The organism is Sphingomonas sp. PAMC 26617 (genome assembly GCF_000242835.1).
Taxonomy (GTDB): domain Bacteria; phylum Pseudomonadota; class Alphaproteobacteria; order Sphingomonadales; family Sphingomonadaceae; genus Sphingomonas.
This window is the reverse complement of sequence record NZ_JH594425.1, coordinates 314,453-327,756: the sequence shown is the minus strand read 5'-3', so window position 1 is coordinate 327,756 and position 13,304 is coordinate 314,453. Positions and strand designations below refer to the sequence as shown.

General features: G+C 67.6%; 8 protein-coding genes and 1 riboswitch. Of the genes, 6 read left to right on the top strand and 2 right to left on the bottom strand.

Annotation, left to right across the window (positions count from 1 at the left end):
• Positions 1–138 precede the first annotated feature (138 nt).
• The gene (locus RH91_RS01370) at positions 139–1,710 is read left to right on the top strand and encodes a FecR family protein (RefSeq protein ID WP_010160687.1); all 1,572 of its coding nucleotides are present in this window, start codon (positions 139–141) and stop codon (positions 1,708–1,710) included.
• Positions 1,711–1,900: 190 nt separating this feature from the next.
• On the opposite strand, the gene RH91_RS23400 is transcribed toward RH91_RS01370, so the two are convergent.
• Together RH91_RS23400 and RH91_RS01360 are read right to left on the bottom strand one after the other, a co-directional pair.
• Positions 1,901–3,523 (bottom strand): GGDEF and EAL domain-containing protein, encoded by a 1,623-nt coding sequence (locus tag RH91_RS23400; protein WP_010160686.1) that lies wholly within the window; start codon positions 3,521–3,523, stop codon positions 1,901–1,903.
• 156 nt (positions 3,524–3,679) lie between these two features.
• The gene (locus RH91_RS01360) at positions 3,680–6,073 is read right to left on the bottom strand and encodes a DUF3772 domain-containing protein (RefSeq protein WP_010160685.1); all 2,394 of its coding nucleotides are present in this window, start codon (positions 6,071–6,073) and stop codon (positions 3,680–3,682) included.
• 94 nt (positions 6,074–6,167) lie between these two features.
• On the opposite strand from RH91_RS01360, the gene RH91_RS01355 reads away from it, so the two are divergent.
• The 5 genes from RH91_RS01355 (at position 6,168) to RH91_RS01335 (ending at position 13,232) form a co-directional block, all read left to right on the top strand.
• Positions 6,168–6,527: a hypothetical protein gene (locus RH91_RS01355; protein WP_010160684.1), complete on the top strand. Its 360-nt coding sequence runs from the start codon at positions 6,168–6,170 to the stop codon at positions 6,525–6,527.
• A gap of 48 nt (positions 6,528–6,575) precedes the next feature.
• A riboswitch (TPP riboswitch) is annotated at positions 6,576–6,685 on the top strand.
• 32 nt (positions 6,686–6,717) lie between these two features.
• Positions 6,718–9,012 (top strand): TonB-dependent receptor, encoded by a 2,295-nt coding sequence (locus RH91_RS01350; protein WP_010160682.1) that lies wholly within the window; start codon positions 6,718–6,720, stop codon positions 9,010–9,012.
• Positions 9,013–9,016: 4 nt separating this feature from the next.
• Positions 9,017–10,159, top strand: coding sequence for a phosphotransferase enzyme family protein (locus RH91_RS01345; RefSeq protein WP_010160681.1), 1,143 nt, complete (start codon positions 9,017–9,019; stop codon positions 10,157–10,159).
• Positions 10,156–10,722 carry a nicotinamide riboside transporter PnuC gene (gene pnuC / locus RH91_RS01340; RefSeq protein ID WP_010160680.1) on the top strand — a complete coding sequence of 189 codons (567 nt, stop codon included), beginning with the start codon at positions 10,156–10,158 and terminating at the stop codon, positions 10,720–10,722. Before RH91_RS01345 ends, pnuC begins: the two co-directional genes overlap by 4 nt.
• Positions 10,723–10,841: 119 nt before the next feature.
• The gene (locus RH91_RS01335) at positions 10,842–13,232 is read left to right on the top strand and encodes a TonB-dependent receptor (RefSeq protein ID WP_232283369.1); all 2,391 of its coding nucleotides are present in this window, start codon (positions 10,842–10,844) and stop codon (positions 13,230–13,232) included.
• Positions 13,233–13,304: the final 72 nt, after the last annotated feature.

Genomic DNA, 13,304 nt, shown 5'->3' with positions numbered 1-13,304 from the left:
AGCCGTTATTGGCTGGGTAGGGTGCAAGCCTTTGCAAAAGGTTAGTTTCTTCAATGGCTAACGGAGGATTTACCGCGAGTTTGAACTTTTTGCACAGGCCCGCGCGCTACCCGGTGTGCCTGAATGAGAGGTACTGGGATGCGTAAACGGTTCATCGCGATCATCGCTGCGGGTTGTTCCTCGACCGCGATGGCCACCGAGCCCGGCTGGACGGTAAGCGAGACGAGCGGCCCCGTGCAGATCGGCCATGGCGGTCTCAGCAAGGTCGCCGCGCGCGGCCTCGGGGTCGCGGCGGGGGACACCGTGACGACCGGTCCGGGCGGCCGCGCGGTGCTGGTGCGCGGGTCCGAATATATGATGGTCGCCGCCGCCTCCCGGCTGCGCCTGCCGGTGGAGGTCCAGGCGACCGGCTTTACGCAGGTTGTTCAGGAAGTCGGCAACGTCGTCTTCATGATCAAGAAGAAGATGACGCCGCATTTCGAGGTGAAGACGCCGTATCTCGCCGCCGTGGTCAAGGGCACGACCTTTTCGGTCGGGGTCACGGACAAGGGCGCGTCGGTCCAGGTGCTCGAAGGGGCGGTCGATGTGGCGACCGGCGATGGCGGCGCGCATGATCTGCTCAAGCCGGGCTCGGTCGCGATGGTCGGCGCGCAAGACCTGTACCGGATGCGGGTCGAGAGCAACGGCGTCACCAAGGTGGTCGCGTCGCCCTCGGCACCGGGCCCCGACCCGACGCCCGCGCCCGTCGCCGCCGAAAGCGTTGCCACGGCGGTCGCGGCACCTTCGGAAACGCCTGCCTCGGCTGAGGTGCCGGGCGCCGTTTCGGCACCCGTTGCGGTCGCGGCGCCGGGCATCGACGCGGCGATCTACGAGGCCCCGGTGTCGCTTGCCGCGGTGACGAACGGGCTGGTCAGCGGCACCACTGGCGGCGCGGCCGACATCGCCGAACTCGCGACCATAACCCGCTCGGTCACCGAAGCGTCCGCATCGGCCGTCAAGGCGGTCGACACCGCCAATGCCGCGATCGCAGCAGGCGCCGCCACTGCCATGGCGAGCCAGGCCGCGACCACGCAGTCGCAGGCCGAGGACATGGCCGCGCAGACCCGAATGGCGGCGGATCAGGCGGCCCGGATGGCGGCGCTGGCCGCGCAGCAGGCGGCGGAGGCGACCGCCAAGGCCAATGGGGACAAGGGGAGCAGCGAGGCAGCCGCCGCTGCGGCGAAGGCGCAAGGCGATATCGATGCCATGGTGGCTGCCGCCAAAATGGTTGCCGACCAGGCGGCGAAGGCCGCAGCGCAGGCCGCGCTGGACGCCGCCAATGCGGCCGGCGATCCCGGCGCGCAGGCGGCGGCGCAGAAAGCTGCGGCGGACGCGGCAAGGGCTGCGGACGATGTTGCCAAGGCCAACGTCGCCGCGGCACAGGCAGCGGCGGACAAGACGGCCAAGGATTTGTCCGATCAGGCTGCCGCCAAGGCCGCCCGCGAAGCCGCCAAAACCGCCAGCGACGCCGCCAAGGCAGCGACCAAGGCGGCCGCGGATGCAGCCAAGCAGCAAGCCGACGCGGCGAAGGTTGCCGCCAAGGCCGCGGACGATGCCGCCAAGGCGGCAGCCGCAGCCGCCGCAGCGGCGGCCAACAACCCACAGAACGCGTCGGGCGGGATCGTCCAGAATGCATTGGAGCTGCTTACCGGCATCCTCAAGGGCAAATAACGCAAGAGGGATAGGCGCACGATTGGCCGCGACGGGAGATCACGAGCCGCCGGTGCTGGCCGTCCGATCGGAATAGACCGTTCGCGATCGGAACCCTCGACGCCCCGATGTGGCCGAACGCGACATCGGATGCCGCCGCGTGCTGGTCCCACGCGGTACTGGCCGGGGCCGATCCCAGCCGTCGCTCGCCTCAACCCCCCTGCAGGGCATAGGCATCGTGCCGAATGCGCTTGGTCGCGTAAAGCGAGGCATCGGCGCGACACAGCGCCGCGCTGAAGCTCTGAGAGACCTGGTCGTCGTTCGGGTTCGGCATCGTGGCCTCGCCGACGCTCGCATGGATCGGGACGACCGTGTCGACCCATTGCATCGTCTGGTTGAGCGCGCGTTCGATCCGTTGTGCCACCATCGCGACGCGTTCGACGGTCGAATCCGGCAGCAGCGCGACGAACTCGTCGCCGCCCAGCCGCGCCAGATGATCGGTCGGGCGAACGGAATTGCGCAACCGTTGGGCGACCTCGACCAGCACTGCGTCGCCGACGAGATGGCCATAACTGTCGTTGACCGCCTTGAATCGATCGAGATCAATCGCGAGCACGCCGATCGGCAGGCCGCGCTTGGCTTGTGCCAGCCGCCGGTCGAGCCCGCGGCGGTTGAGCAGGCCGGTCAGCGGATCGGTTTCGGCGGCGAGCACGGCATTCATCCGCCGTTCGTGCTCCTCGGAAATATCGATCGACACGCCGACGATGCGGCGCGGCGTTCCGTCCGGCGCGCGGAGCAGCCGGCGGTCGCACCGCATCCACCGTTTTCCGGCAGAGGTCTGCAATTCATATTCGACCGATACCTCGTCGACGGTCCCGTCGAGCAGCGACTGGACCGACGCCGCCTCGCGCGTCGCGGGGAGGATGCGGCTGGCGTAATCGTCGAGATCGAGCGAACCGCCAAGGTCGCTGCCGATGACGAACCGGAGGAACGACGGCGACATTTCGAACCGCCGGGTCGCGATGTCGATATGCCAGAACCCGCCGCGTACCGCTTCCATCGCGAGCGTCAGCTGCGCGTTGAGTTCCTGCTGCGCGCGTTCGGCGCTGCGCTGTTCGGTCACGTCCTCGATCTGCGCGATGAAGCGGACCGGTGTGCCGTCGATATGGCGGACCGCGGATACGGCGAGCGTCGCATGGACGATCGCGCCGCCGGGGCGGACATACCGCTTGTCCATCCGATATTCGTCGCGATCGCCCGCCACCAGTTCCTGGAACAGACGATCGTCGACGGCAATGTCGTCGGGATGCGTGATCGTCCGGAAATCCACGTCCGAAAGCGCATCGGGCGAAACGCCGATCATTTCCGAAAACGCCTGGTTCACCCGCTCGAACCGCCCCGCGGGATTGGTCAGCGCCATGCCGATCGGGGCGTGATGGAATGCATCGTCAAACATGCTTTGCGTTTCGGCGATCCGCGCCTCGAGGTCGTGGCGCACGCTGATGTCGGTGACCAGCACGACGATGCCGCAAACCAAGCCCGCCGCATCGCGATCGGGTACATAGCTGCCCTGCACGCGCCGCGCGGCGTCGCCTTCGAACAGCGTGTATTCATAGGTCACGCTTTCCCCGTTGAGCGCTTCGGTCAGCCGGGGCAGGACCGCGGGATAATTCTGCTCGCCGACGATCTCGCGACAGGACCGTCCGATGATGTCGCCCGGATCGATCCCGCGCCAGGCGGCGTAGGTCGCGTTCGCGTACAGATATTGCAGGTCACGATCGAAATAGGCGACCAGCCCGGGCAGCATGTCGAGCAACCGCGTGGCGGTCGGCATCGGAGGGGGGGATACGCTTGGTACGGTTACACGCGGATCAGTCATCGCGTTCCCTAGAACGGTTTAGGTTAACCGATGGTTTTCAGAGATATAATCGGCTCCTCCGCCACATTTCGCGGGTACGCAAGCGGCATCGGGCCGCGCGGTTGGCCCGCGCTAGTCGTTCGGAAGCGTCGGGGCCACGGTCGCGCCGACCAGCTCGAGCCGCTGCGGGACGGTGCCGATGTCGATGCCTTCGTCGCGGAAGCGCTTGAGCAGCGTCATCAGCACCGCGCTGCGCGCGCCATAGGCCGCGCGCGGGTGGACGACATGGCCGAAGCAGTTGAACTCGATCCGCCCGGCGGTGATCGCGTCGATGAACGCCGTAGGCGCCGGGTCGGTCAGCACCGCGTCCTCGCCCGCGAAGGCCTCGAGCACCATCGCCCGCACCGCGTGCGCATCGCTGTCGAGCGGGACCGAGAATTTGATCTGGATCCGACCGAGCGGATTGGACAGCGTCTTGTTGAGCACCGATTTGGTGATCAGCTCGGAATTGGGGACGATCAGCGTCGAATGATCGGGCAATTCAATCTCGGTCGAGCGCACGCTGATCCGCTTGACGTCGCCTTCGTCGGTGCCGACGCGGATCAGGTCGCCGATCTTGATCGGGCGTTCCGCGAGCAGGATCAGCCCGGAGACGAAATTCTGCGTGATCGCCTGCAGGCCGAACCCGATCCCGACCGACAGCGCCGACAACAGCAGCGCGACCCGCTCGACCCCGATCCCCAGCGACGCGAGCGCCCAGATGAACGCGATCGCGATCCCGACATAGCGCGCGACGAGGCTGACCGAGTTGCGTCCGCTGCCGTCCAGATCGGTGATCGGCAGATAGCGCTTTTCCAGCCACCCCATGAACCCGCGCACCAGCGCGAGCCCAACGAACAGCACGACGATCCCGCGCAGGATGCCCGCGGGCGAGATCGATACCCCGCCGAATTCGACGCCCTGCGCCAGCACCCCAAGCCGCCCGAAGACCGTACCGAAGCCAGCGCCCCCGCCGAACGGATTGACCAGCAGGCTGAGCGCGACGAGCACGAGCGCGACGCGGAGCACCGCCGAGAGCAGCACGCCGAACTGGTCGACCATGCTCGGCCGCACCCCGAGCGCGCGGGTGAGCGTGACCCCGATCCGGCTTTCGCGCACGAACACGCTGGTCGCGACATCGTCGACCGCCGCCATCAGCAGGTACAGCGTCGTCCCGACGATCGTCACCCACGCGATGAACTGCGCGATGAACAGGCTGAGCACGACATAGCCGAGCAGCAACGCGATCAGCGCAGAGCCGACCAGCACCCAGGCGAGCAACGCGCCGATGCCGATCCCGGCACTCGTCTTGGCGTTCTGGATCTCTTCGGTTTCGGCGCGCCTGGCGCGCAACCGGCCGAGCACGACCAGGAACACGCCGATCAGCAGCAGGTGCAGCAACGCGTTGAGCGCCTGCGTCGCGATCAGTGCGGGCTGGCTCGCGCCGATCGCGGTATTGAACGCACCGACGAGGATACTCGCGAACGCGAGCCCCGCGAGCACCCAGGACAGCGGGCGCAGCGCGGCGGCGGTTTCGTCGTCGATCGGCGCGACCCGCCACGATGCGCCGTTGCGCATCAGCAAGGCGCCGCTCACCGCCGCGGTGTAGGCGCAGAAGCCCGACGCCATGACGAACGCGTCGAGCACCCCGCTCCACCGTTCGGGGAGCAGGCCCGACCAGCGCAGCCCCTGCACGAGCGCGACCGCGGCAAGCAACGGCGCGAGCGTGCCGATCAGCACCCGCCACAACGCATTGGCCGAGCGGCGGACGCGGTGCCCGGGCGCGCCCTCGACCAGCAGCCGTTGCCCGAACTGGCGCGCGCGGACGCGGACCGGAATCAGCAGCACGAGCGCGAGGATCGCGCCGAGCAGCAGCGGCCACGGCAGCAGCCCGCGCCATTGCGCGCGGATCTGGCGCAGGCCCTGCGTCAGGAAAAGTTCGGTCCGCCGTAGATCGCGCGGCAGCGCCTGGACGAGCGCGCGCCAGAAGGCCGGGGTCAGCGGCGAGGCGACCTTTGCCGAGACCTTCTCGTTGAACTTCTGCGCGCGGCTGCGGTCGATCTCGTCGATCAGTTGCTCGGCCTCGACATTCGCCAGCCCGCCGCGCTTGATCGTGGCATCGATCAGCGCATGTTGCTGCGCGAGCGCCTTGCGCTGCGTTCCCATCTCGGCAGGTTCGGCCACCCCGGGCGTAACCGGACCGAGCCCGGTGATCCGCGCATCGAGCAGCGTCTGCTGCTGGCGCAACTGGTCGACGACATCGGACGCCGCCTGCTGCGCGGCCACCGCGCGTCCGCGCAGGACCTTCTGGCTATCGGCATCGACCTGGTTGTCGAGCAGCCCGTCGACCGTCCGCAATTCGGTTTCGGCGCTGCGGAGTTGCAGCGACAGCGCCGCGACCGAGGGCGTCTGCGCCAGCGCGGCGGTGCCGGTGAGGAGCAACAGGAGCGCAGCGATCAGGCGCAGCAGGGATATCAGAAAAGGCATTGCGGGTTCGCCGTATCAGGCGCCGCTCCCTTGCGCCACCGCAACGCAGGGGGCAACGCGCAGGGCTGGACCGTAACGGACGTGGAGAGCAGCGATGGCAGAACCAAAGGCATGGGATGGCGCGGCGGTCCGCACCTGGCTCGAGCGTCGCGTCGCCGCCGCACGGTCCGATCAGGTCACCGCCGAGCGCGGCGGGCGCGACCGGCAGGACGATTGCGACAAGGCCGCCGCCGAGGAGATGGTCTGTGCGTTCCTCAAGACCAAGGTCTCGACCAATGCGCAGGCCGATTTCCTCGAGGAGCTCAAGCAGTTCATCGCGCGCGACGAGTATCTCTGGTCCGGCGTGTACAACGACACGAAGTTTGATCGCCACGTCCGCACCTATGCGCGCAAGCTCGTGCGGATGGCGAAGGGCAACACCGGCTTCGACAACGTCGCGCATTATCAGTCATAGCCGCACGCCGGATTCCGCTTTGAAACCCCGCCGTTCGCGCCTAAGGCGCGCACTTCCCCGGGGGGCCGCTGACGCGCGGCTGAGAGGTGGGCTGCAGCCCACGACCCGCTGAACCTGATCCGGCTAACACCGGCGTAGGGAGGGTTGGCGGCTGTCTCCGTTGTCCCCCCGTGTGGAGTGACGACGAACGATGGCGTATCCGTTTTCCCGCTTTCTGCTGCTGTCGGCAGCGGTCATCGCGACCCCGGCCTTCGCGGACCCGATCGGCGAGGATGCCCCCGATCGCGCGCCCGCCGACATCGTCGTCACCGGCCGCGCCGATCCCGCCGGGCTGCTCCCCGACCAGGACACGCCCAAGCAGCAAAGCGCGATTTCCGCCGCGTTCATCGCCAAGCAGGCACCGACGCTCAACGCGTTCCAGCTCGTCGCGCTGCTGCCCGGCGCCAACGTCGCCTCGACCGACCCCTACGGCCTGTCCGCCAGCTCGAGCCTGACGCTGCGCGGGCTTGGGCAGGACGAGATCGGCGTGCTGATGGAAGGCGCGCCGCAGAACGACATCGGCTATTATTATGCCTACCCCGCGCAATTTGCGGATAGCGAGAACCTCAAGCAGGTCACGCTTGCGCAAGGCGCGGTCGATCTCGATTCCCCGACGATAGGCGGCGCGGCGGGGCTGCTGTCGCTCGCGCTCGATGACCCGAAGACCGCCCCGCAGGCGCAACTCGACCTCTCGCTCGGTTCGTACAATGCGCGGCGCGTCTTCGCCCGGCTCGACACGGGGACGATCGGGACGACCGGGCTGCGCGCGTTCGTCTCCTATTCGCAGATCCAGGCGGACAATTGGCGCGGCGCGGGGTTCGACAAACGGCGGCATGTCGATGCCAAGCTGCTCGACGAATGGGGCAAGGGCAACCGCGCGAGCCTCGCGGTGTCGTACAACGAGACCAACGCTTCGACCTACCCCAGCCCGACGCTCGCCGAATTTCAGGCGGACGGACGCGGGTTCAACTACGACCGCGACTATGCCCCCGGGAACACCAATTACTGGCGGCTGTATCGCGCGCCGTTCCGCAACGTGTACCTCTCGGCGCCGGTCCACCTGACGCTCGCCGACGGGCTCGCGCTCGACACCACCAGCTATCTCCAGTTCGGCTACGGCAATTCGCCCTACGGGACGCAACTCGCGACGACCGGCAATTTCCTCGGCACCGAGGCGCTCGCGGACCCGGTCGCGCTGCCCGGCGCGGTCGATGGCGTCGCAACCGTCCTCGGCAATTTCACCGGAGACCAGTTCCGCGGTGGCAACGTCAGCAAGCTGACGCTCGACGCGGGCGCGCACCGCATCACCGCCGGGCTGTGGTTCGACTACGGCACCGACCGCGTGCTCCAGACCTATACCTCTATCGGCGATGACGGCACGCCGCGCGATCGCTGGGGCTATCAGGACAAGGCGATCCGCACCGCCGACGGGCGGCTGCTCGCTTATGAGAACGAACGCACCGTCACCGTCACCAAGGGGTTCTTCGTCGCCGACAGCATCACGCTGACCCCGCGATTGACCGTCGACGTCGGGTTCAAGGGCGTCGACGTCCTGCGCAGCGGACGCAATTACCTCCCCGGCCCGCAGGACCGGGTCCGCTCCGACAGCTTCGCCGCGCTCCCGCGCGCCGCGATCCACTACAAGATCGACGACCGCCAGCAGGTCTTCGCCAACGTCACTACCAACTTCCGCGCGCCCAACGAATATACGCTCTACAACGTCTATGCCGAGGGCGCGGTGGCGACGCAGGGCACGACCGCGCTCCGCAACGAATATTCGGTGTCGCAGGAACTCGGCTATCGCTTCATCGGCAGCAACCTGTCCGCCTCGGTCACTGCCTTCCACTATCGCTTCCGTAACCGCCAGCTCGCGACGGTGGTCGACCAGGGCGGCGCGCAGATCAATTCGACGCTCAATGCCGGTCGCCAGACGACCTACGGTGTCGACGGCGAGATCGACTATCGTCCCGCCGCCGGGATCAGTCTCTATGTCTCGGGCGAATATCTTCACGCGCGGCTGAGCGACGACGTGCCCATCGGCGCGGACTTCCTGCCGACGCGCGGCAAGCATGCCGTATCGAGCCCGAGCGTCCAGTTCGGCGCGGGCGCGATCTATGACGATGGTCGGCTGTTCGGCAGCGCGGCAGGCAAATACACCGGCCGCCAATATGCGACCTTCATGAACGACGAGCGCATTCCCGGTTACGCCACACTCGACCTGTCGGTCGGGGTGCATCTCGCGGACTGGCTCGACGGTAAGCGCACCGACCTGCGGCTCAACGCGATCAACGTCACCGATCCGCACGTTTTGTCGGGCGTGCAGGCGGTCAGCACCAATGCGCGCGACACGATCGGGCGCAACGGCACGCTGATCGCGGGAAGCCCGCCGGCTTATTATGTCGGCGGCGGGGCGGCGGTGATCGCCACCGTGTCGCGGGTGTTCTGAGGCGATGGCGTCGTCGCCCGCGCATCTCGTCCACGGCATGGGGACCGAGCTCGAGGCCCCCACCTGGCCCGCGATCACGCCCGCCGAGGCGCAGGCCGCGCTCGCGCATTTCCCGGCGGCGGGGGCGCTGATCGCGCTCGACTGGCATTCGCCACGGCCGTTTTCGGCGGCGACGCTGGTACGGACCACACGAGGGGCGTTCTTCCTCAAGCGGCACCATCACCGGCTGCGCTCGCTCGTCGGGCTGGCGGAGGAACATCGCTTCATCGCGCATCTCGCGCACGCGGGCCTGCCGGTCGCGGAGGTGCTGCTGACCGAAACCGGGCAGGGCGCGGTCGCGCTGGGGGAATGGTGCTACGAACTCCACCGCCGCGCGCCCGGCGACGATCTGTATCGCGACCGGCTGTCGTGGACGCCGTTCCTGTCCGACGCGCATGCGCATGCCGCCGGGGTTGCGCTTGCTCGATTGCACGACGCGGCGGAGGGGTTCGTCGCCCCTTCGCGCCGCGTGCAGCCGCTGGTCGCGAGTTTCACGATCCTCCCCGCACCCGATCCGCTTGCGGCCGCGCGCGCCTATGTCGCCGCGCGCCCGGCGCTGGCGGGGTTTCTCGAAGGGCGGGCGTGGGTGGACGAACTCGGACGGCTGTTCGCGGCGCTGGGGCAGGGGCTGTCGGCGCGCCTCGCCGACCAGCCCGCACTGTGGACGCACAACGACTGGCACCCCTCGAACCTGTTGTGGACCAGCGACGGCACCGTCGCGACGACGTTCGATTTCGGCCTCGCCGACCGCACCTGCGCGCTTCACGATCTCGCGACGGCAATCGAGCGGACCGCGATCGCGTGGCTCGACCTCGGGCACGCGCCGGACGACGCGCTCGCCAGCGCGGACGCCGCGCGCGCGCTGCTCGCGGGCTATGCATCGGTTCGCCCGCTCGCGGCCGAGGACGTGGAGACGGTGGTGCGCTTGCTCCCGCTCGTCCACGTCGAGTTCGCGTTGTCCGAGATCGACTATTTCAGCGGCGTGCTGGGCAATGCCAGCGATGCCACGCTCGCCTGGGACGGCTATCTCGTCGGCCATGCCCAGTGGTTCCTGTCGCGCGCCGGGCAGGACTTCCTCCGCGCCGTCATGGCACCCGCAAGCGCATGACACCGCTCGAAATCGCCGCGGTTGCGATCAGCTTTGCGGGCATCTGGCTGACGGCCGCACGGCGGATGCTGTGCTGGCCCGTGAATCTGCTGGCATGCGGCTTGTACTTCAAACTGTTCCTCGATGTCCGGCTTTACGCCGACATGGTGCTGCAGGCGGTGTTCGGGGTCGCGATCCTCTATGGCTGGGTCGCCTGGGCGCGCGGGCAGGACGATAGCGGGACGGTGATCGTCGAACCGCTGTCCGCCCGGGCGGCGCTTGCGGGGTTGGTGGCAGGCGCTGCCGGTGCGCTGCTGATCGGTCGGTTCACGAGCCACTATACCGATGCCGCGCTGCCGTGGATCGACGCTGGCCTGAGCAGCTTCAGCCTCGTCGCGCAGGTCTGGACCGCGCGGCGGCACCGCGAAAGCTGGCTGTTGTGGATCGTGGTCGACGTTCTTTACGTCGGGATGTTCGTCTTCAAGGGGCTGCTCCCGACGGCTGGGCTGTACGCGGCAATGGTCGTGCTCGCGGCGGTGGGATATCGGCAGTGGCAAATGGCGCGGAACCTGTGCTTGGGCTGACCCAAAAAGAACTTTGCGGGTAATCTCCCTGATCACGGTAGGATATTTGAGCCGCAGCCGGTAACCGGCGCGGTTCAAGCAAGAACGGCGTGCGCAGGGGCCCGTCGAAGGGGACTTTTATGCGTACTTCTCGATCCGTGCTGCTGCGGGTTGCCCTCGGGTCCGCCGTGATCGGCGTGCCGCTTTCGACCGCGTCGGCGCAGACCGCGCCGACGGTGGCAACGCCAGACGACACCGCATCCTCGGACGGCGGCGAGATCGTCGTCACCGCGCGGCGTCGCGCGGAACGGCTCCAGACCACGCCGGTGTCCGCCACGGTCCTGAGCGGCGCGAACCTCACGCAGCAGAACGTCCGCAGCTTCCAGGATCTGCGCGGCGCGGTGTCGAACCTCGAGCTGGCGCCGTTGCTCTCGGGCGGGACGAGCTTCACGATCCGCGGGATCGGGCAGACCTTCAATCAGGTCAATTCGGACGCCAAGGCGGGCTTCTACGTCGACGACATGTATGTCAGCCGGCTCGAGGGGAACGATCTCTATTTCTACGACATCGCGTCGCTGCAGGTGCTCAAGGGCCCGCAGGGAACGCTGTTCGGCAAGAACACGACCGCCGGCGCCGTGCTGCTCACCACGCAGCGCCCGACGAGCGAGCTCGGCGGCTATGCCAAGCTGCGCGTCGGATCCTATGGCCGCGTCGATTCGGAAGGCGCGCTCAACCTGCCGATCGCGGACGGGATCGACAGCCGGTTCAGCTTCCGGACGCAGAATGTCGACGGCTACATCAAGCACGTGCTCGACGACGGGCGCGCGGGCGACATCAACAATCGCTCGGGGCGCGGCCAGCTCCGCTTCAAGCGCGACCGGCTGACGGTCGACCTGCTCGGCGAATATAACTGGTCGCAGACCGATGGGGGCGCGACGATCACGCTCGGGTGCCAGCCGTCGGCGGGGTATATCCAGAATTACGACGCGCTCCACCGCGTCCCCTATTGCACGTCCTATCCGGTGCTCGGGAAGGACTATCTCGTCTATGGCGGCGCGACGCTGACCGCGCCTACCAGCGCGCTGATCACCGATCGCGCGGTTGGCGGGGACGCAGGCAAGGGGATCGCGCGTTATGTCGGGCAGCGGCCGTTCAACACCACCGACGCGACCACGCTTAACAGCCGGATCGCCTATGAACTGACCGACGACCTCACGCTCCATTCGGTCACCGCCTATCGCCGCTCGCGCGCGACTTTCTATACCCCGGTCAGCGACACGCCGAACGACATCTACGCCGAATTCGACGACACCCGCTCGAAGCAGTTCACGCAGGAACTGTCGATCGGCGGCACCGCGCTCGACCAGCGGCTGACGTTCCTGGCGGGGGCCTATTATTTCAACCAGAAGACCAGCTTCCTCCAGGACACCGGCCCCGACTGGATTGATCCGCTCGGCTATGTCTACGACGCGTCGCTCAAGTACGAGAGTTATGCCGCGTTCGCGCAGGCGTCGTTCAAGGTGACGCCCAAGCTCGAGGTCACGCTCGGCGGCCGCTACACCCACGATACCAAGACGGGCGCGAGCTATGTCTTCTTCGCAGACAATGGCGCGACCTTCCTGTCCAACGGCGTGCCGACCAAATGCGCCTATTTCACCGGCGACTTCCTCGGCGGCGTGACCAATTGCGCGGGCGCACCGTTCACCGCGCGCGAGACGCACAGCTGGGACGGGTTCGATCCCAAGGTGCAGCTCTCCTACCGCGTGACCGACACGCTGTTCACCTATCTCACCGCGGCGCACGGCTATAACGCGGGCGGGTTCAACCAGCAGCTCGGCTCGCAGCCCGCGAACGGGCGCTTCCCCTCGTCCTACGATCCCGAAAAGCTGTGGTCCTACGAAGGCGGGGTCAAGGCCGAGCTGTTCGACCGTCGCGCGATCGTCAACCTGTCGGGCTTCTATCAGAAATACACCGACATCCAGTCGGGGGTGAACGTGCTGGTCGGCGCGATCTCGACCCGGCAGGTACAGAGCGCGGCGTCGGCGCACGAGGCGGGGTTCGAGGGCGAGTTCATCCTCCACCCGACCCGCGACCTGACGCTGCGCGGCAACGTCGCCTATCTGACGCAGGCCTATGATTCGGTCCGGCCCAATGCGGTGACGCTGACGCTCGACACGCCGGTCAATTCCGCGCCCGACTATACGTTCAGCGCGGCGGCGTCCTATGACTTCCACGTCCTGCGCAGCGGGCTGCTGACGCCGAGCATCGACGTGCGTGGCGTGGGGTCGAAGCCCGCGTGCCAGTCGGGCGCGGATTACGTCTGCTCGCTCCCGGCTTATGCGCTGCTCGGCTTCCGGGTCGATTTCGTGCCGAGCGCGGAAAGCCGGCTCAAGGTCGGCGTGTATGGCACCAACGTGCTCGACAAGACGATCCAGCTCGCGCGGACCGGCTATTTCGGCGACTTCGGGATCGATCGCTATACCCCCGGCCGTCCGCAGGAGTTCGGCGTCGAGGCGGCGTTTACGTTCTGACGGCGGTAGCCTGCCTGCCACCTTCTCCAACCTTCCGTTCGGGCTGAGCGACGTCGAAGCTTCCTGCGCTGC